The organism is Bradyrhizobium sp. BRP19 (genome assembly GCF_020194195.1).
Taxonomy (GTDB): Bacteria; Pseudomonadota; Alphaproteobacteria; order Rhizobiales; family Xanthobacteraceae; genus Bradyrhizobium; species Bradyrhizobium yuanmingense.
In genome coordinates, this window is sequence record NZ_JADYVZ010000019.1 from 23,488 (window position 1) to 41,242 (window position 17,755).

General features: G+C 59.7%; 18 protein-coding genes. 8 read left to right on the forward strand and 10 right to left on the reverse strand.

Translation table 11 applies throughout. The features are described 5' to 3' along the window. Positions 1–77 precede the first annotated feature (77 nt). The 9 genes from I6F36_RS33125 to I6F36_RS33165 all read right to left on the reverse strand — a co-directional run bounded on the left by I6F36_RS33125 (position 78) and on the right by I6F36_RS33165 (position 8,917). Positions 78–311, reverse strand: a complete 234-nt coding sequence (locus I6F36_RS33125; protein WP_225131332.1) for a MoaD/ThiS family protein — start codon at positions 309–311, stop codon at positions 78–80. After that, the gene (locus I6F36_RS33130) at positions 308–2,581 is read right to left on the reverse strand and encodes a xanthine dehydrogenase family protein molybdopterin-binding subunit (RefSeq protein WP_225172923.1); all 2,274 of its coding nucleotides are present in this window, start codon (positions 2,579–2,581) and stop codon (positions 308–310) included. Before I6F36_RS33130 ends, I6F36_RS33125 begins: the two co-directional genes overlap by 4 nt. Continuing rightward, entirely contained in the window at positions 2,578–3,072 is a 495-nt protein-coding gene (locus I6F36_RS33135; RefSeq protein WP_225131379.1) for a (2Fe-2S)-binding protein, read from the reverse strand. The genes I6F36_RS33130 and I6F36_RS33135 overlap by 4 nt, the downstream gene beginning before the upstream one ends. Further along, on the reverse strand, positions 3,069–3,944 hold the full coding sequence (locus tag I6F36_RS33140) for a xanthine dehydrogenase family protein subunit M (protein WP_225172924.1): 876 nt from the start codon (positions 3,942–3,944) through the stop codon (positions 3,069–3,071). Before I6F36_RS33140 ends, I6F36_RS33135 begins: the two co-directional genes overlap by 4 nt. Further along, positions 3,941–4,981 (reverse strand): LLM class flavin-dependent oxidoreductase, encoded by a 1,041-nt coding sequence (locus I6F36_RS33145; RefSeq protein ID WP_225131338.1) that lies wholly within the window; start codon positions 4,979–4,981, stop codon positions 3,941–3,943. Before I6F36_RS33145 ends, I6F36_RS33140 begins: the two co-directional genes overlap by 4 nt. 63 nt (positions 4,982–5,044) lie before the next feature. Beyond that, positions 5,045–5,365, reverse strand: coding sequence for a hypothetical protein (locus tag I6F36_RS33150; RefSeq protein ID WP_225131341.1), 321 nt, complete (start codon positions 5,363–5,365; stop codon positions 5,045–5,047). Continuing rightward, a complete protein-coding gene (locus I6F36_RS33155) occupies positions 5,347–6,930 on the reverse strand; it encodes a hydantoinase/oxoprolinase N-terminal domain-containing protein (protein ID WP_225172925.1) in 1,584 nt (527 codons plus the stop codon). The genes I6F36_RS33150 and I6F36_RS33155 overlap by 19 nt, the downstream gene beginning before the upstream one ends. Continuing rightward, entirely contained in the window at positions 6,927–8,003 is a 1,077-nt protein-coding gene (locus I6F36_RS33160) for a DUF917 domain-containing protein (RefSeq protein ID WP_225172926.1), read from the reverse strand. The genes I6F36_RS33155 and I6F36_RS33160 overlap by 4 nt, the downstream gene beginning before the upstream one ends. A gap of 44 nt (positions 8,004–8,047) precedes the next feature. Then, the gene (locus tag I6F36_RS33165) at positions 8,048–8,917 is read right to left on the reverse strand and encodes an IclR family transcriptional regulator (RefSeq protein ID WP_225172927.1); all 870 of its coding nucleotides are present in this window, start codon (positions 8,915–8,917) and stop codon (positions 8,048–8,050) included. Between the two features lie 52 nt (positions 8,918–8,969). Here I6F36_RS33165 and I6F36_RS33170 point away from each other — a divergent pair, with 52 nt between their 5' ends. The 5 genes from I6F36_RS33170 to I6F36_RS33190 are packed head-to-tail and all read left to right on the forward strand — an operon-like array spanning position 8,970 to position 14,461. Next, complete coding sequence (locus I6F36_RS33170; protein WP_225144534.1) at positions 8,970–10,595, forward strand: ABC transporter substrate-binding protein; 1,626 nt, start codon at positions 8,970–8,972, stop codon at positions 10,593–10,595. A gap of 36 nt (positions 10,596–10,631) precedes the next feature. Further along, complete coding sequence (locus I6F36_RS33175; protein WP_225131358.1) at positions 10,632–11,648, forward strand: ABC transporter permease; 1,017 nt, start codon at positions 10,632–10,634, stop codon at positions 11,646–11,648. Then, on the forward strand, positions 11,648–12,526 hold the full coding sequence (locus I6F36_RS33180; protein ID WP_225131360.1) for an ABC transporter permease: 879 nt from the start codon (positions 11,648–11,650) through the stop codon (positions 12,524–12,526). The genes I6F36_RS33175 and I6F36_RS33180 overlap by 1 nt, the downstream gene beginning before the upstream one ends. Continuing rightward, the gene (locus I6F36_RS33185) at positions 12,523–13,500 is read left to right on the forward strand and encodes an ABC transporter ATP-binding protein (protein ID WP_225131362.1); all 978 of its coding nucleotides are present in this window, start codon (positions 12,523–12,525) and stop codon (positions 13,498–13,500) included. The genes I6F36_RS33180 and I6F36_RS33185 overlap by 4 nt, the downstream gene beginning before the upstream one ends. Then, a complete protein-coding gene (locus I6F36_RS33190; protein WP_225131364.1) occupies positions 13,487–14,461 on the forward strand; it encodes an ABC transporter ATP-binding protein in 975 nt (324 codons plus the stop codon). The genes I6F36_RS33185 and I6F36_RS33190 overlap by 14 nt, the downstream gene beginning before the upstream one ends. 445 nt (positions 14,462–14,906) lie before the next feature. Here I6F36_RS33190 and ald read toward each other — a convergent pair whose 3' ends face one another. After that, positions 14,907–16,019 (reverse strand): alanine dehydrogenase, encoded by a 1,113-nt coding sequence (ald, locus tag I6F36_RS33195; protein WP_225172928.1) that lies wholly within the window; start codon positions 16,017–16,019, stop codon positions 14,907–14,909. Positions 16,020–16,284: 265 nt separating this feature from the next. Here ald and I6F36_RS39765 point away from each other — a divergent pair, with 265 nt between their 5' ends. From I6F36_RS39765 to I6F36_RS33205, 3 genes are all read left to right on the forward strand, one after another. Continuing rightward, entirely contained in the window at positions 16,285–16,416 is a 132-nt protein-coding gene (locus tag I6F36_RS39765) for a hypothetical protein (RefSeq protein ID WP_275945364.1), read from the forward strand. 556 nt (positions 16,417–16,972) lie between these two features. After that, entirely contained in the window at positions 16,973–17,119 is a 147-nt protein-coding gene (locus tag I6F36_RS33200; protein WP_225131368.1) for a hypothetical protein, read from the forward strand. Positions 17,120–17,191: 72 nt separating this feature from the next. After that, on the forward strand, positions 17,192–17,749 hold the full coding sequence (locus tag I6F36_RS33205) for a lasso peptide biosynthesis B2 protein (RefSeq protein WP_225131370.1): 558 nt from the start codon (positions 17,192–17,194) through the stop codon (positions 17,747–17,749). Positions 17,750–17,755: the final 6 nt, after the last annotated feature.

A 17,755-nucleotide genomic window follows, 5' to 3' on the forward strand; every position in this document is an offset into this window, starting at 1 on the left:
CGTGAACGAATTAGTTCAAAGACGGCTCGATCGCGGGTCAACACTTCTCGGTCCGTCGCCGAACAAAGAAGTTCATACTAGCCGCCTTCAAGATAGGGAAAGAAATTGAGCTCGGCTCCGTCTTTGACTTCAGCTGACAACGGCACGACCATGTCACCAATCGAGGCCAGCCAGACATCATGCTCGGCGCTCAACGAGCCGATCACGTTGAGAATCGTCGCTCCCTCGGGGAGGTCAAGCTGAATGGATCCAACCCCGCCGGGCAAGAACCGACGGAGATTTCCATGCATATTGACCTCGACGCGGATCATGAGTGCGGGGCTCGCATTGTGGCGGCAATCTTTTCAGCGGTCATCGGCAGCGAGTTCGGCCAGCAGCCAGTCGCCGCCGCGATCGCATTGCCGATTGCAGCCGGTGGTTCGATGCATGGTGGCTCTCCAACGCCCTTGGCACCGTAAGGACCGGCAGCGGATCGGCATTCGACGATAATGCTCTCGATCTCCGGGACATCCATCGCCGTCGGCATCTTGTAATCTGTCAGGTTCGCATTCATGACGCGACCGTCCTGATAGACGATCTCTTCCGACAGGGCCTGGCCTATACCTTGCGCCACGCCACCCTCGATCTGTCCCTCAATATAGGTCGGATTGATCGCATATCCGACGTCCTGGGCCACGACATAGCGATTGATCGTCACTTTGCCCGTGGCTTGATCGACGGAAAGGTCGACGGCGTGGGCATGGTAGCTCGGCGTATTCCAGACCGGGAGCGGATGGTTCTTGACGCGTGTCGGATCGTAGGCTGGTGCCGGTGAAATGGCTGTGCCATGCGCAATGAGCCCGCCACCGGCAAGACGCGAGATGCGTGCCAGCTCCGCAATCGAAATCGACTTGTTGCCGACGACCACGTGCTTGTCCTGCAGCTTCATATCCTCAATCGGTGCTTCCAGCTGCTTGGCCGCGAGTTCGAACATCTGACGCCGCAGCTCTTTAGCTGCCGCAAGGCACGCATTGCCCACAGAAAAGGTCGTACGGCTGCCTTGAGCGCCGTAGTCGAACGGCGCGGCCTGAGTGTCCACCCCGGTGACGTTGATGTCCGTCAAGTCCAGAGACAGCTCCTCGGCGAGCACTTGAGCGGCTCCCGTGATCGCGCCGGTGCCGATTTCAACGGCGCCGCTGACGAGCGTCGCACTCCCATCGGGATTGATCTTGACATAGACACCAGACGAGCCACCCGTCGTCATCCACCAGCTGCAGGCGATGCCCTTGCCCCGTCCTGGCTCGGGATTACGATCTTGCCAGCCGATCGCATCGGCTGCCTTGCGCAGACATTCCTCGATGCTCACAGAGGTGTGCGTCTCGCCCGAAGGGCCCGGATCCCCCTCCTTGACGATGTTGCGCAGGCGCATTTCGAGAGGATCCAGGCCGAGATCCTTTGCGATCATGTCGATCTGGCTTTCCATCGCGAAATTCGCCATCGGTCCCGCCGGAGCACGGAAGGAGCCAGAATGGACCTTGTTCGTGTAGACAGCGATGCTTTCGAACGCGAGCGCTCCTGTCTTGTACGGACCTGCCATGACCTGAAGTGCGATAGCAGCCGTGCCTGGACCTGAGCCGGCATAAGCGCCACAATCCACGATGACCCGACCGCTTCGGGCAAGAAGATGCCCATCCTTGTCAACGGCAGTTTTGAGCAGAACCACGGAAGCCTGACGCGGAAGCGCGGCTGTAAGCTCCTCTTCGCTCGTCGACATCACTTTGACCGGGCGGGCAGTCTTGCGCGCCAGGAGAGCTGCGAAGTGCTCGACACCGATCCTCAGCTTGCCACCGAAGCCACCACCAATTCCCGGCACGGTGACGCGCACCCGCGCGGCCGGCAAATCGAGGATTTCGGCCAATGTCGTTTGCGTGTCGAACGGCAATTGGGTGTTGCACCAGACCGTCACTATCCCGTTCGCATCCCAATCCGCGGTCGCAACGCGCGGCTCGGTGTATCCTGGATGCTGAAGCGAGGTCGTGAACCGATGCTCATAGACCTTATGAGCCTTTGCGAAGGCTCCTTCGACATCGCCGACGTGAATACGGGCGTGACCTGCGATGTTGTCCTTGCGCGAAATGATCGGGAGCGCCTTGTAGGTTTCCCAATCAGGATGGATGCGGATATCGCTTGTGAGCGCCTCTTCCGGATCGTACAGTGCCGGTAGATCCTGATATTCAACCTTGATGGCTTCAATCGCGCGCTCGGCGATCTCGCATGACGTGGCAGCGACCGCGGCGATCGCATGTCCCATGAACAGGACGCGATCGGTTGCAAACACGGTCGTGTCGCGCACCGCCGTTCCATAGCGGACCTGCGGGATGTCAGCGGCGGTGATGATGCCACGCACGCCTGCGATCGCAGCCGCGCGCGAGATGTCGATGTTCTTGATCAGAGCGTGCGCGCGAGCACTGCGCAGGATCTTGCCGTAGAGCATACCGGGCAGCTTGAAATCCGCAGCGTAAACGTGCTTTCCGGTAACCTTGCCGACGCCATCCCGCCGGGGCAGGCGGTGACCGGCAACGCGATGGGTTTGAGCGTTCATTGCTTGGCTCCCGAAAGTGCGATGCGCTCTGCCGCGGTTTCCACGGCATCGATGATCTTGCGATAGCCGGTACAGCGGCAAAGGGTACCTGCGATAGCTTCCCTGATCTCGTCGCGCGAGGGGCGGCAGCCCGGATTTTCGTCCAGGAATGACTTTGCCGTCAGGATCATGCCCGGGATGCAGTAGCCGCACTGAACGGCGCCGCATTCGATGAATGCTTCCTGAAGGGGATGCAGATGCTCGGGATCGCCGATCCCCTCGATCGTGGTGATCGAGCATCCCTCAGCTTGCCCCGCGAGCAGGATGCAGGAATTGACGGCCCTTCCATCGAGCAGCACCGTGCAGACCCCGCACTCTGCTTCCAGGCAGTTCTCCTTGGTGCCCATCATGCCGATCCCGTTGCGCAGGACCTGTAGCAGCGTCCAATGAGGCTCAATGAGCAGCTGATGGCTCTCGCCATTGACAACGATATTGAGAATTTTCCGGTTCATTGATCTTGTTCCCGAATTCGTTGCAAACATGTCCCGAGCGCGCGCTCGACCATGACCGCGACAAGACCGCGGCGGTAGCCGGCCGACGCGCGAACATCAGAAATGGGACTGGAAGCCTCTGCCGCGATCCTGCCCGCCTCCGCAAAGCTTTCCTTTCCGGCAGATCTGCCGATGAGATAACTCTCCGCCTGTTCGGGCCGGAACGCCTTTGGGCTTGCGGCTCCGATTGCCAGGCGCACTGAAGCGCAACGCGAGGTGGAGGCATCCAGCGTCAAGCAAGCTGCAACACAAACCACCGATATCTCCATGGCCCGCCGGCGCCCTTCTTTCAGGAAGGCGGTTGCGGATCCGGCCGGAAGCTTGGCAAATCGGATGCTGGTCACGATCTCGGCGGGCAAGAGATCAGTCTTTCCCGGGCCGACGATGAAGTCGCGCAAGGGGACGGAGCGCCGTCCATTGGGACCTGTCATGTCGAGGCTTGCATCGAGCGCGAGCAGTGGCGGCACAAAGTCGGCGGCAGGAGAAGCATTGACGATGTTGCCGCCGATGGTTGCGATGTTTCGTACTTGATGGCCACCGACGACGCTGGCAGCTTCGACCAACGCTCGCAGATTACCCCGAAACGCAGAATGCGTTTCGATCGTGCGGTACCTCGTTAACGCGCCAAGGGTGAATGCTTCGGTAGTCTCGGTGATTTCGCTCATTCCGGCCAGGCAGGCGACATCGATCAGATGTACGGGATCGATCTTCTTCCGATTGATCTGGATAACCGTATCGGTCCCGCCGGCGACATAGCGCGCGGTCGGCGCAAAGCGTTGAGCAAGGTCGATAGCTTCAGTGACCGTGGCCGGCCGATGGAGATCAAAGCTCATGGCTTGCTCCCTTCCAGCGCCTGGGCGGCAGGCCACACCTCGGAGCCCATCTTGGCGATCGTATCCTCGATCGTACCTCCTTCGGGAGCGAAGGGCATGATGATAATCCCGTCGACGCCGGCCTGGCGCAGTTCGATCACACGCGCGGTCACCTCCTCCACATTGCCGGCCAAAGTGAAGGCGTTGATATGGCGATCGGTCACGTATGGCAGCAGAGGAAGGTAAGGCGTCACCCCGGCGGCGTAATGGGCGCCCTGGACAGAGGCGAGCACGTCCTCCGGCAAGGTCAGCCCCTGCTCTTCGGCTGTTTCAAACTTGAGACGCCCTGCCCCGAGCAGTCTTGCAACCGTCGGCCGAAGCGCGTCACGGGCGGCCTGACCGTCTGAGGCAACACAGGCATTGAGCCGAACGATCAGCCTGACGGATTTGGGATCGCGGCCCGCCTTCCTGGCCCCATCGTCCAGTCTCGCGCGGAAGGCCTTGATTTCCGGAGCATTGCCGCCGGCCTCCATGAACGCGGCATCGGCGCAAGCGCCTGCCGTCCGTTGGCCGAGCGGACCATTGCTGGCCACATAGATTGGGATATCGGCGCGAACAGGGGTGAAATTCAGCTTGCCCTCCTTGAACCGAATGACCTCTCCCTCGTAGGTGACGGTCTCGCCGCGCAGGAGCATCCGAATGACCTCGATCGCTTCGCTGATAGCGCGCGCCGGCTTCTTCCGATCGATGCCAAGCTCAGCAAAACCGGAAATACCGGCGCCGAGGCCGAGAATTGCGCGCTTGTTGGAAATCTCGTCGAGCGTCGCAATCGCCATGGCCGTCAGCGCCGGATGTCTGGCGTAGGGATCTGTCACGCAGGGTCCGAGCCTGACCCGAGACGTATTTTGTGCAAAATATCCAAGACACGAATAGACCTCCCGATAGAACCGTTCATCGGCAAGCCAGACCGTGTCGTATCCGCTCGCTTCGGCGAGCTTCACGCGATCAAGCATCTTGGCCATTGGCGCGTTGCCGAGAATCAGCAGGTCGAGGGTCATCTTGTTGGTGTCCTGTTTGCGCTTACGTTCTTGGACTAGGCAGAGCTCAACGCGGAGCACAGATCATTCTATCTCGTCGCTGACGAAATAGATGTTCTTCGAGCGATCGAGAAACTTGCCATAGAGCTCCTCTCGCAGCGCAACACCAGCCGGTGAGGCAAGGTCCCTGTCGTGTTGCTCCAGGCTTTTGACCTCGATCCTTTCGATGTATTGCCACGTCGAGTTTTCGGCGCCCTGGATGGGGCGGCGAATGCGATGAACCTTGTAGCTCACGTAATTGTCGAGGCTCCGCACGAGAGCGTAGTCGCGCTCGCGGACCCAGGCCTCATATTCCGCTGGGTCGACCCCTTCCTTGAGCGTGCTGATCAGGAAACGGACTGGCATGTGACTTTCTCCTTGGCTGTTTGCCCAATTCGGGTTGATCGGATATTGCCGACGACTTTGACGCGCACGCGCATGGCATTTCCGGGCAGATAGGCGATCGGCGTATCCTCTGCCTCGACCAGGGCAAGCGATTCCGAATCCGCGCCGGCCTCCACTGCCCGGGAATCGGCAAGCTTGCGTGCTGAAGCAACCGCCTCGTCTCGCGTCAGCCCCTGGAACACCTGATCGACTTCACCACTGACCTGCGCAATGGCTGCGCCAACCGCATTCGCGCAGCCCCCGTGTTGAACCCGAACGACACGCCCGACGCCCTGCAATTCTTCCGGAACAAGAAACGCGCCGCCCCCGACCGCAATCAGCGTGACGTCTGAAGCGCTTGTCTTCATCCGGTCGACGTTCTCTTCCAGCATCTCCTTGCAGCGGCACAGAACCCTCTTCACGTCATCGGCAGTGATGTGTGCCACACGCTTGCGATCGCCAAGGTCGATCAGTCCGGCGGCAACGCCGATGTCGGTCGAGGTCACGCGATTGCCGCCAAACACCAGCGCTTCCGTGGACAGGCGATACCCAACGCTGAGCGGCCCGATGGCTGCCGCTCCAAGGTCGATATGGCTGCCGCCACCAAGTCCGATGGAAACGAGGTCCGGCATGCGGAATAGGGTCCTGACGCCTCCAATATGAACGACCGTGTTGGCTTCACGGGGAAAGCCGTTCCGCAAGTAGCCAAAGTCCGCCGTCGTTCCGCCGACGTCAACCACCACCGCATCTTTGAGCCCGGAAAGATAGGCCGCACCGCGCATCGAGTTGGTCGCACCGGAGGCGAAGCTGAACACAGGGTATGCGGCGGCACGCGAGGCCTCCGCGACGGTGCCGTCGTTTTGCGTGACAAAAAGCGGCGCGTTCAGCCCGACCTTTGACTTGGCTTGCTCAAAAGCCGTGATGGTCTCCCGAGCAAGCGCAATGAGAGAGGCATTGAGAATTGCGGCGTTCTCACGTTCGAGCAATCCGATCCCGCCGAGCAAATGTGCGCAGGTCACCGACACATCGGGGATTTCTTCGCGCAGGATGGCGGCGACCGCTTCTTCGTCGGACGGATCAAGCGGAGAGAACAGTGCGTTGACCACGACGTATTTGAGGCCGAGATTGCCGATTTCGCGCGCAATTCGCTTGGCTGCCGCGATATCCAGAGGGGCGAACCTGCGCCCGTCGTAATCGTGGCCGCCTTCGATTTGAAAGACCCCGCCATTGGCGAGCTCGGCAAGCCCAGCCGGCCAGTCGGTAAAGGGCGGCAGGGAGCTCGTGGCGGGGAGTGCAACTCGGATTACTGCCACTTTCGTCAGATGACGGCGCTGAACGACCGCATTGATGAAGTGGGTCGTACCTATCATCAGCGCGTCGAGACCGCTCGCATGCTCGGCACTCAGATCGAGCGCCCCGATGGCCGCAGCCACACCACTGGTGACGTCGGCCGTGGTGGCGACCTTCACGCCTTGAACGACTTTTCCGCCGTCGATCAGCACGGCATCCGTATTGGTGCCACCTACGTCAATCCCAATGCGTCTCATGAGCAGAATACCGACTTGAAATCGATGTCATAACCAAAAGCGCGGGGGCCGACATGGTCGAGCCCGCGCGGCGAGAGGAAGACCGGAGCCGCCGGCAGCGCGATCACGGTTGTCCGCTGGCCGTAGCGAATGGTTTCCGTTCCGATCGCTTCGCCGGATTCACTGTCGAGAACGCAAATGAGGTCGGGCGTCGAGACGAGCGCCCGCCCATCGCGCCACACGACGATCCACTCGTTCTGGAAATCGATCCGGATCTGGCTGCCGTGATCATCGCCAAGCCCCTCCACGACTGTGCGGCCGCGCAGGAAGCCCTCCGTTGTCCGCCGCTCGACTTCAACGACCTTGCCGGAGAACAGGAACCTGCCGGATTCCGCTTTCAGAATGGCTGCAATCGGGTCAGCGTGCTGCCGGTTGGCCTCGGCAACCGCCCGCCCGAGATTGATGGCTTTGGATGTGGTACGGGGAATGGCCCATTTCTTCACCTCAGCACCGGTGCGCGGCGCCTTGCAGGTCGCGACGATGGACCCGAACTCGGTACAAAGCTTTCGGCTCACACGTTCCATCCATTTCCAGGAGGAGGTTTTGCCAACGATCGCCTCATTACCGCGCGGGTCTACGGAGGTCAGCGGATAGGGAGCGAGACCGCCCACCGCAAAGCTCGTCATTTGCGCCTCAGGATAGGCACGCCCCATCGCATCGGCGTCGACAACTGGAATTTTCAGGTGGACGGCAGCGAGCAAGGACTGCATGCCGTTGCCGCCACCGATTTCGACTGCCATCACCGCCCTGAACTTGCGACCAAGATGCTCCTCCATGGCCGACACGGCGCGCGCGATGAGCCTGCTGTCGACCAGACGCTCCTGGAAAACAAGCGGCGCGCCCATAATGGAGACAACCGCGATCGCATCATCATCGTCCAGCTCGTCGGGATCGATCAGATCTACGCGAACGCCTTCATTGTAGTAACTCCGCATGCTCAAGAGCGCGTGATACGGACTCCCGCCGCCACCCGTTCCGAGAATCCAGGCGCCGACGGAGAGCGCCTCGATATCCTCCGGACTCAATTGTCTCATCTATAGCCTCCGAGCCGCGTCAATTGCGGCGACAAAAAACCGGATCAAGCAGCAACCGGGCCGCCACCACCAAGGGCGCGCTGCGCACGCTGCATGAGAAACTGATCGCCGAAGCGGTGCGCGATACGCTCAGCGGCAGTCGTAAGCAGCGTGATCGCACGATTCCTCTCCTCATCGCTCATGTGCGAGGCTGGATAGGAAATACAGAAGCCCACCGTCTCGCGGATTTCTGGATCGGAGACGCTCACGGAGATTGAGCCGACCCCGGGGATCGCTTCATCGAGGGCCTCGGCCCAGCCGAACCGGCGCGGCTGATCCAGCGCCGCCACCAGCTCGTCGACATTTTGAGGGGCGCGCGGCGAAGGCGACGTGACGCCTTCAGGATGAAGGGAGCGCACCACATTATCTGGAAAGCGCGAGAGCAGACTGCGCCCAATCGCAGTCGCAAATGCAGGAGCACGCTGGCCCAGCGGCGTGAATACGCGCAAGGCATGAGACCCCTGGTGCATCCGGATGACCAGAACATCCGCACCATCAAGGATCGAGACATAACCGGTATGCCCAGTCTCCCGGGTGATCTCCTTTACGGCCTCATCGACCGCGTCGATCAAGGAGGAGTTCAGCTTGTAGAGGCGCGAAATCTCAAAAAGCAAATTTCCAACCTTGTAGCGCGGAGGATTTTCCGAGCGCGACAGGAGCCCCTCAACCAGCATCGTCTTCAGCAAACGAGATGCTGAACTTTTGGGCATACTCAATAACTGCGAGACTTCTGTCACGGAGACTTCAAGCCTGCCGGGCCCAAAAAGTCTAAGGATTTGCGCGGCATTTTCAATTGCGCCCATTTTTTGATCACCTAGTTTCGTATATTGAAACTTAGTTGACAATAGCAGGACGATGACAATAATGCAAGCCATCGCGCACCGGACGACCGGCAAATCTTTCGCGCACAGTCAGGAGGGGAATGAGATGAACAGGGACACGCGCCGTCGGGATTTCTTGAAGTTCGCCGCAACCAGCGTCGCGGCGCTCACATTCACGGGCACAGCTCGTTTAGCTGCCGCACAAGAAAAGCGAACGCTGACAGTCGCCTGGGATGCCGACATCGACACGCTCGATCCGGCCTCGTTCAAGACGTCGGCCGGCTACACGGTGCAGGCAAACGTTTACGACAGTCCGCTGATGTGGAAGGTGCAGCCGGTCGAGGGAAAGCCGGGAGTGTCGCAAGCAAAGCCTGGCGAGATCGAGGGCGGCATCGCTCAGTCCTGGTCCTTCGAAAATGGCAACGCCACGCTGGTGCTGAACATCCGCAAAGGCCTGAAATTACCGAGCGGCCGCGACGTCAACGCCACGACCGTGAAGTATCTCCTCGACCGCGGGCTGCAGTCGCCGGGTTATATGCGCCTCCTGTTTCCGCGCCTTCTTGGGGTAACCAAGCCCGAGCAGTTCAAGGTGCGCGACGACTTCACGATCGAGATCAATATGCCCTCGCCAAGCCCGATGGCGCTGGACATGATGGCGCTTATGAACAACGCGCTGCTTGATCCGGATGAGGTCAAGGCGAATGCGAACGCAGACGATCCCTGGGCCGCCAACTGGTTGAAGCGAAATACGGCCGGCGTCGGGCCGTATCAACTAGTCAAGAACCAGCCGGGCGTCGAAGTCGTCCTGGAAGCGCAGGCTGATCACTGGCGTGGTCACCCCTATTTCGATCGGATCGTTCTCAAATATGTGCCGAACGAAGCCGATCGCGTGCTGCTGCTCAAGCGCAAAGCCATCGACATGGTCGTCGGCAGATCAACGCTGTCTCCGCGCAATGTGAAGAGCCTCGAGGCGGAGCCAGGTTTGAAGACAGTCTCCGTGCCGGACACCCTGTGTCACTGGCTTTGCATGAACACGCAGAAGGCTCCGCTTAACAATGTCAAAGTGAGGCAGGCCATCAACTACGCCATCCCGGTCCAGGCGATCATCCCGAGCGTGCTGTATGGTTTCGGCACCGAGATGAAGAGCCCTGTACCTAGTTTGACGCCCGGTTACGACAACACGATCAGTCCCTACAAGTACGACATCGCAAAGGCCAAGGAGTTGATGCGCGAGGCGGGCTTCGGCAAGGATCCGGTTCCGATAGACCTTGCGGTACGCGCTGGATGGCAGCCGCACGAGCAGGCCTCGATCTGGCTCCAGACCGAGCTGGAGAAGATCGGCTTCAAGGTGAACATCGTCAAGGAAACCGAAGCCACCTTCCGCCAAATCGCAACCAAAGGCGATCACCAGCTTTCGATCGAGTCCTGGCAGTCCTGGATCAACGATCCCTTCTATCACCTGTTCTTCAACTTCCACAGCACAGCGAAGGGCACGAACACCTCGTTCTATTCCAATCCAGAAGTCGACAAGCTGATCGATGAGAACATGCATGAAACCGACACCAGCAAGCGTCTGGCGGCGGCAAAACGCCTGCAGGAGATCATCATCGGCGACGCCGTTTGGGGGCACCTCTGGTACGAGAACTGGACCCGCGTCATGCGATCCGACCTCGTTGGCATTGAGAAGCGTTGGGATAGTTATGAGCGCTTTTTCAGCATGAAGCTCGCCTGAGCACGTCATCTTCGTATTAAACGGGAGAGCGCTCCAATGGGTTTCTTCAATTATGTCATGCGACGGTTTGCGCTGGCTCTGCCGACCTTGTTCGGGGTCAGCGTGATCTGCTTTACCCTCACCTACCTACTCCCGGGCAATCCGGCCATGGTCAAGGCGGGCCCGTTTGCCACGCCCGAACATCTCGCTGAAATGGAGCACCAAATGGGCCTGGATCGCCCGTTTCCAGAGCAATACTACCGCTACGTCTCGGGCATCTTCAAAGGCGATCTTGGCGAGAGTGCCTCGACGGGACGGCCGGTGTCTCAGGACTTTCTGCAGCGCCTGCCCGCCACTCTCGAGCTCAATCTGGCGAGCCTTCTCATCGCGATCGTGATCGGACTGCCTCTTGGGGTCTTGTCAGCGGTGCATCGCGACACATTGATCGACCATATCGGACGAGTGGTCGGCATCATGGGTGTCGCCATGCCGAGCTTCCTGACCGGGCTCCTGTTCGTTTACGTCTTTTTCTACATGCTCAACATGGCCCCCTCACCGCTGGGGCGCCTCGGATCCGGCATAGAACCTCCCGCACACATAACCGGACTTTATGTGATCGACTCCCTGCTTACCGGCAATTGGACCACCTTACGATCAAGTCTGCATCAGCTCATGCTGCCTGCAGCGACCCTCGGGCTCAGCGCGATCGCGCCAGTCGCACGCATGGTGCGGTCCACCATGCTTGAGATCCTCGAGTCCGACTACATCAAGGCGGCCTGGGCGGCCGGATTGCCGCGAAGAACGGTGATTTATCGGGATGCGCTGCGAAATGCGCTGATACCTGTCATCACTATTTCCGGAATCGTTTTTGGATTCTTGATGGCCGGAAATGCGGTCGTCGAAAGCGTGTTCTCATGGCCCGGCATTGGCAATTACGCGGTGACTGCATTGCTTACGAAGGACTCGGCTCCGATCCAGTCTTTCATCCTCTTCGTCGCAGTGACGTGTGTCATGGTCAATTTGGCAGTCGATATCGCGTACGGCCTCGTCGACCCCCGGATTAGGTTCAGCTGATGTCCTCATCATTCTCCTCTTCGATTTCGCAACCGGCTTCATCTCTGGTGTGGCAGCGGCTTCAGCGCAATCCTGTTTCCTTTGCGGCACTGTGCGTGATCGTGCTGATCGCGGCGGCTGCGATATTGGCGCCGATCGTGGCGCCCTACCCGCCCGATGCCACCGACCCTGCAGCTTCTTTGCAGCCGCCTTCCTGGCAGCATGCGCTTGGAACTGACGAGTTCGGCCGCGATCAACTCTCGCGAATCATTTTTGCGGCCCGGGTCGACCTGCTGGTTGCCTTTGCCGCAACGTTTGTTGCCGTTTCAATCGGAGGGTTGCTTGGAGCAGTCGTCGGATACAGCCGGGGGTGGGCTGATACGATCGCGATGCGCGTCGTCGACGCTCTGATGGCCTTCCCGGCCTTCGTACTGGCCATGGGCATCACGGCAGGGCTTGGCAATTCCACCACCAATGTCGCAATTGCCATCTCGATCACACAAATCCCGGCTTATCTGCGGCTGACCCGTGGAGAGATGCTTCGGCTCCGGGAGATGGAATATGCCGATGCTGCTCGCACGCTCGGCAATCCGACCTGGAGGATTGTGTTCATTCACCTGCTGCCGAACTGCCTTCCCCCGCTGATTGTGCAGGCGACCCTCTCGACGGGTTTTGCGCTTCTGACGATGGCCTCGCTCTCCTTCATTGGCCTTGGAATTCAGCCGCCACAGAGCGAATGGGGCGTGATGACCGCGGAAGGTGCCTCACAGATCGTCACGGGAGAATGGTGGCTGTTCCTGTTTCCTGGCCTTGCCATCATGATTTCCGTTCTCGCATTCAACCTTATCGGCGACGGACTCCGTGACTTGCTTGACCCGCGCATGAGGGGATTGAGATGACCGAGCTGCTTGAGATTTCTGATCTGACCGTCCACTTTCAGATAAACCAGGGTGCCATTGAAGCAGTCGACCACATCAACCTGACGATCCGCCGGGGCGAGGTTCTCGGGCTGGTCGGCGAGTCCGGGTCGGGAAAATCAGTCACGTCTTTCGCCATTCTGCGCCTGATCCGTCCCCCAGGGCGCGTCGTCTCTGGAAGCGTTCACTTTGACGGAGTTGATCTGGGTACGCTCCCTGAGGAACAGATGCGGCGCATGCGCGGCGCAAAGATCGCGATGGTATCGCAGACGCCGCGAACCGCCCTCAACCCGCTTCTGACCGTTGGAAAGCAGATCTCACGCTTGCTGATGGTCCACGCCGGCTTGTCGGCACGAGAGGCGGACAAGAAAATGCTCGAGATGCTGCGCCTTGTGCGCATTCCGGCGCCGGAAAAGCGAGCCAAGCAATACCCGCATCAGCTCTCGGGAGGGATGTGTCAGCGGATCATGATCGCTATGGCTCTTGCAACCTCACCTCAGCTCCTGCTCGCGGACGAGCCAACGACCGGGCTCGACGTTTCAATCGCGGCCAAGATTCTCGATCTGCTGCGCGAATTGAGCGCGAAAACAGGTGCGGCGATCATGCTGGTCACGCACGATCTCGGCGTCGTTGCCGAGATATGCGACCGCGTTGCCGTTATGCATGCGGGCCAAGTGGTGGAATGCGCCCCCGTGCGGGAGCTGTTCCATAATCCCGCCCATCCCTATACCAAGGCGCTCGTCCGATCGATACCGAGGGTCGATCGGGACGTCGTCCTAGAGCCCATACCGGGGTCGGTTCCTTCCCTGGTCAACCCGCCGAGCGGATGCCGTTACGCAGGACGCTGTGAGTGGGTAATGGATCGCTGTCGCGCGGCACGCCCTGCGATGATCGAGGCCGCCCCCGGCCATGTTGTAGCATGTTATGGATTCGAGGAACGCCGTGGCACTTGTTGAGATACGTGATCTGCAAATGCACTTTCCGCTCGGCGGGATGGCCGGGACGCTCGCACGCCTGCGAGGTCAGGATCAGCCCGTCGTGCGGGCAGTTGACTCTGTCTCCTTCGATATAGAAGCCGGCGAGACGGTTGGATTGGTCGGCGAATCCGGCTGTGGAAAATCGACAGTCGCGCGGTGCCTGGTCCGGCTAATCGAGCCGACGGCGGGATCTGTCTGCTATGATGGCACGGACATAGCGAGGCTTGATGCGCATGCCATGAAGCCTTTGCGCCGCGACATCCAGATGGTGTTTCAGGATCCTACTGCCTCGCTCAATCCCAGACTATCGGTGAGACGGATGGTGGAGGAGGCGCTCACGCTTCATACCAAGCTTCCGGCGAAGGAGCGGCGCGACCGCATCGAGGAGCTCATGCAGGAGGTGGGGCTCGGCCGCGATCTATTGGACCGCTATCCGCACGAGCTTTCGGGCGGTCAACGCCAGCGGGTCAATATAGCCAGGGCCATTGCAACGAATCCCCGCTTCGTTGTTCTTGACGAGCCAACCTCCGCACTGGACGTATCACTACGCTCGCGGGCAATTCTTCTGTTGGAGAAGCTGCGTGAACAACTCGGGTTGTCCTACCTCTTTATTTCCCACGACCTGGCCACTGTGAAGTACCTGGCGAGCCGCGTTGCGGTGATGTATCTCGGCAGCATTGTGGAGATGTCGGGCACAAAGGATCTGTTTGCAAAGCCCTTGCATCCCTACTCGCGCGCTTTGCTGGCGGCCATTCCAGTTCCGGATCCCGACGCAAAGCGCGACGATTTCGCTTTGTCCGGGGAAATTCCAAACCCTATCGATATCGCGCCTGGATGCAAGCTGAGAGGGCGTTGTCCTTTAGCCAAGCCTGTCTGCGCGGAAAGACCGCCTTTGAAGGAGGTTGCGCCCGGCCGGTTCGTCGCCTGCCACCTGGTCTGAGACGGATGTCTTTACGTTAGAGCCGCGATACTGAGGAGCCCGTGGGACTATATCGAGCGTATCGAGGTGACTGATCGCGCGGTCTACGAAGCTGAACTCGCCCTCGCCGGCAAGGAACTGATCGACCAGCGAGAAGTATCGGGGTAAATCGAAGACGATATCGCTCTGGTCGGAACGTATCGAGCCGTAACACCCCCGGCGAAGCGTGGGCTTGGTCTGAGTGCGTCTCCTTCGGATCTTTGGGTTGTAAGCACTTACTAGTCCTCCGCGCGAGTTCGCTCAGGGGATGATTCACGTTGATTCGATCCCGTGGGGGATTTCATAGCGATCCAAAAGTAGAGGGCTTCCACCTCCAAGCTGCCGAACATGCCGGGCACAAAAAAAGGGCCACTCCAAGGAGCGGCCCTTAAGTGAGGGAGGAAACGTCCCATAGGGACTTCTGGGATCAGGCCGCAGCCTGTTCGATCGGGGAGAATGGCAGGCCGAGGCTCTCGGCTACAGCCTTGTAAGTAAGCCGGCCGCGATACGCATTGAGGCCTGCCCGCAGATGCGGATTCTCGAGCACCGCCGCGAAACCCTTGTTGGCGAGCGCCAGCCCGAAGGGCAGTGTGGCATTGTTCAGTGCCTGGCTCGATGTGAGCGGGACGGCTCCGGGCATATTGGCGACGCAATAGTGAATGACGCCATCCACCTCGTAAGTTGGATCGGCGTGCGTGGTCGGGCGCGATGTCTCGAAGCAGCCGCCTTGATCGATGGCGACGTCAACGATGACGGATCCCTTGCGCATTGAGCCTAGCATGCTGCGGCTCACGAGTTTCGGTGCGCTTGCACCGGGGACGAGGACCGCGCCGATGACAACGTCGGCTGCAAAGACCTCCTCTTCGAGGGCATCTATGGTCGAGAATCTGGTACGAACGCGGCTTTCGAACAGTTCATCCAGCTCGCGAAGGCGGGGGATCGAACGGTCGAGGATCGTGACCTCGGCGCCCAGGCCAGCGGCCATTCGGGCCGCATGTGTCCCAACAACGCCGCCTCCGATCACGACGATGCGGGCCGGCTCCACGCCAGGAACGCCGCCGATCAACAGCCCTCGCCCGCCGCTATAGCGCTTCAGGGCGCTGCCTGCCGCTTCGACCGCAAGCCTTCCCGCGACTTCGCTCATCGGCGCAAGCAGCGGAAGCCCGCTATGCGCATCCGTCACGGTCTCATAGGCGATAGCGGTGCATCCAGACTTGAGGAGTCCCCGCGCCTGTTCCGGGTCTGGCGCCAGATGCAGGTACGTGAAAAGGATCTGCTCCTCGCGCAGCTGAGTCCATTCAGAAGGTTGCGGCTCCTTCACCTTTACGATCATCTCGCTGGATGCGAAGACCTCACGAGCTGAGCCGACAATCGTCGCGCCGGCCTTGCGATAAGTGTCATCGCTCGCGCCAATGCCGGCACCCGCATTGGTCTCGACCAGTACATTGTGACCGGCAGCCACATATTCGCGGACGGCGCCAGGGGTCAGACCCACGCGGTATTCGTGCGTCTTGATTTCCTTAGGGACCCCGACCTTCATATGCAATCTCCTGTTTGGCCCCTCCTTTTAATCGAAAGGCCAGGTTGTTTCTCTGCAAAATCGCGAAGAATGGGCGACATAACGGCGACAATATGCGCTGACCGAGATCGTTCTGCAGAATTCCAAACAAACGCGGCCAGCCCGGCAAAGTCACACGATCCACTGCACGGGGGCGACACGATCAGTAAAAGCTCTCTCATCATTGTTGGAAGGCGTCCTGCAAGCGGACCGCTGGGCGTCCGCTCGGCTGGCGGAGGTTCCATGTATGGAGACAGCGGTCAACCTCATGCGGCTGGGTCTCGTCACTGAGAACGGTTTAACCTCGGCCGGGCTTGAGGTCTTCGTCGTCGCTTTCAAAGCGCAACGTGACGCGCCTCAGCGGGAGTTGCTGCCGTAAATCACGCAGCGTTACCAGAACGCCAAGCCGGCTGAGAGATCTATGTTCGGTTAGACGGGTCGGTGCGCTGCTGCGCCGGACCCGATGCCAAGCCAAAAGTGGTTGGCGGCTTGCAAGCCCAGCAGCATGGTGCCTGATTCGGCAAATATCGCGATCATTTTGAGCAAGCTTTCGCACGGCGACGGAAACTGTCGCGGCATTGCGCGGTGACGAAGTCGGATTAGACTTTGCTTAAGTCAGATCGGCTGCCTGCACTGGATCTGGTACTGTCTGTCAGCGCGAAGCGGTCGCTGGCCATGGAATTGCTACCATTGAACTAGACGCCTTCCGTGCCGGTAACTCTACTCAGGCGCTATAGGTGATTGAATCATCGTCCCTTCGGCCGCTGGCCGCAAACGCGCCACCTAATTGCCTCGTCGCCCATCCCGCATCCTCCGCAACGTCAAACTATTTTTCAAATCGCTCGAGATCATACTCAGAAAATAAAAGCCCTATTTTATATCACGATGCTAGCTTCCGCGCGCTGGCGATATGCCGGTCACTCTGGAGAAAGTGGATGAATACAACCGCTATCAATGAAACCGCTATCAATGACACGGTGCAGGACCTCGGGGACGCCACCGAGCTCACAAAAGGCTTTGGGGGCTCGTGGCGCGCAGAACACACGACCGGCGATTATTATTTCGTGGATGAGTCCGATTGACGCGGACCGTCTTGATGGGATGGGCTTCGGCCCATCCCATCAGTTTGAGGCGGTGGCCAAGGGATCGCTGCTGTGAGCGACATATTTCATGCGTGGTCTAACGGGCGTTGGATCAGCCTCGACCTGCAATCCAATCGTTACAGCATGGCGAGCACTTCTGCAGCTTGTCCGGAGGAGCGTGAACGGCTAACCGAGACGACGGCCAAGTTGCGCGATTGCCTGAGTTCACCGCCAGCCTTTCTCCCACCCCTCCATCTGGTGTGGCACTATGCGCGTGCGGCTCATGCTGCTCGCTTCGTTCGCAGCCAGACCATCGCTCGTCAACTCGACTTTTTACGTGCCTCGCGTCGGGGAACAGCACCGGCGTCAATGGGAGTCGAAACAATCGATTACTACGCCAGCGTATTCCAACATCTGCGCAATCTTCGGTTCCGCCGCCCGCGCTGCCTTGAGGATTCCGTAGGGGGGTATCTGTTTTTCTATCCCTACATCGCATCGCTCGAGCTCCTCGTTGGTGTGAAGCAGCCCCCTTTCAGAGCCCACGCCTGGCTGCAATCTGGTGACCTCATTTTGAACGACGCGAAGCGTGCTGTGGAGGACTACAGCGTCATCTTGAGCTTCGCGAAATGAGACTCA

Excerpts from the sequence above, each read along its gene's own strand:
- I6F36_RS33185 (WP_225131362.1), top strand. The coding sequence starts at position 12,523 with ATGACCGAGCTGCTTGAGATTTCTGATCTGACCGTCCACTTTCAGATA.
- I6F36_RS39765 (WP_275945364.1), top strand. The coding sequence starts at position 16,285 with ATGGAGACAGCGGTCAACCTCATGCGGCTGGGTCTCGTCACTGAGAAC.
- I6F36_RS33150 (WP_225131341.1), bottom strand. The coding sequence starts at position 5,365 with ATGCCAGTCCGTTTCCTGATCAGCACGCTCAAGGAAGGGGTCGACCCA.
- I6F36_RS33200 (WP_225131368.1), top strand. The coding sequence starts at position 16,973 with ATGAATACAACCGCTATCAATGAAACCGCTATCAATGACACGGTGCAG.
- I6F36_RS33170 (WP_225144534.1), top strand. The coding sequence starts at position 8,970 with ATGAACAGGGACACGCGCCGTCGGGATTTCTTGAAGTTCGCCGCAACC.
- ald (WP_225172928.1), bottom strand. The coding sequence starts at position 16,019 with ATGAAGGTCGGGGTCCCTAAGGAAATCAAGACGCACGAATACCGCGTG.
- I6F36_RS33130 (WP_225172923.1), bottom strand. The coding sequence starts at position 2,581 with ATGAACGCTCAAACCCATCGCGTTGCCGGTCACCGCCTGCCCCGGCGG.
- I6F36_RS33140 (WP_225172924.1), bottom strand. The coding sequence starts at position 3,944 with ATGAGCTTTGATCTCCATCGGCCGGCCACGGTCACTGAAGCTATCGAC.
- I6F36_RS33125 (WP_225131332.1), bottom strand. The coding sequence starts at position 311 with ATGATCCGCGTCGAGGTCAATATGCATGGAAATCTCCGTCGGTTCTTG.
- I6F36_RS33155 (WP_225172925.1), bottom strand. The coding sequence starts at position 6,930 with ATGAGACGCATTGGGATTGACGTAGGTGGCACCAATACGGATGCCGTG.
- I6F36_RS33165 (WP_225172927.1), bottom strand. The coding sequence starts at position 8,917 with ATGGCTTGCATTATTGTCATCGTCCTGCTATTGTCAACTAAGTTTCAA.
- I6F36_RS33135 (WP_225131379.1), bottom strand. The coding sequence starts at position 3,072 with ATGAACCGGAAAATTCTCAATATCGTTGTCAATGGCGAGAGCCATCAG.
- I6F36_RS33180 (WP_225131360.1), top strand. The coding sequence starts at position 11,648 with ATGTCCTCATCATTCTCCTCTTCGATTTCGCAACCGGCTTCATCTCTG.
- I6F36_RS33145 (WP_225131338.1), bottom strand. The coding sequence starts at position 4,981 with ATGACCCTCGACCTGCTGATTCTCGGCAACGCGCCAATGGCCAAGATG.
- I6F36_RS33160 (WP_225172926.1), bottom strand. The coding sequence starts at position 8,003 with ATGAGACAATTGAGTCCGGAGGATATCGAGGCGCTCTCCGTCGGCGCC.
- I6F36_RS33175 (WP_225131358.1), top strand. The coding sequence starts at position 10,632 with ATGGGTTTCTTCAATTATGTCATGCGACGGTTTGCGCTGGCTCTGCCG.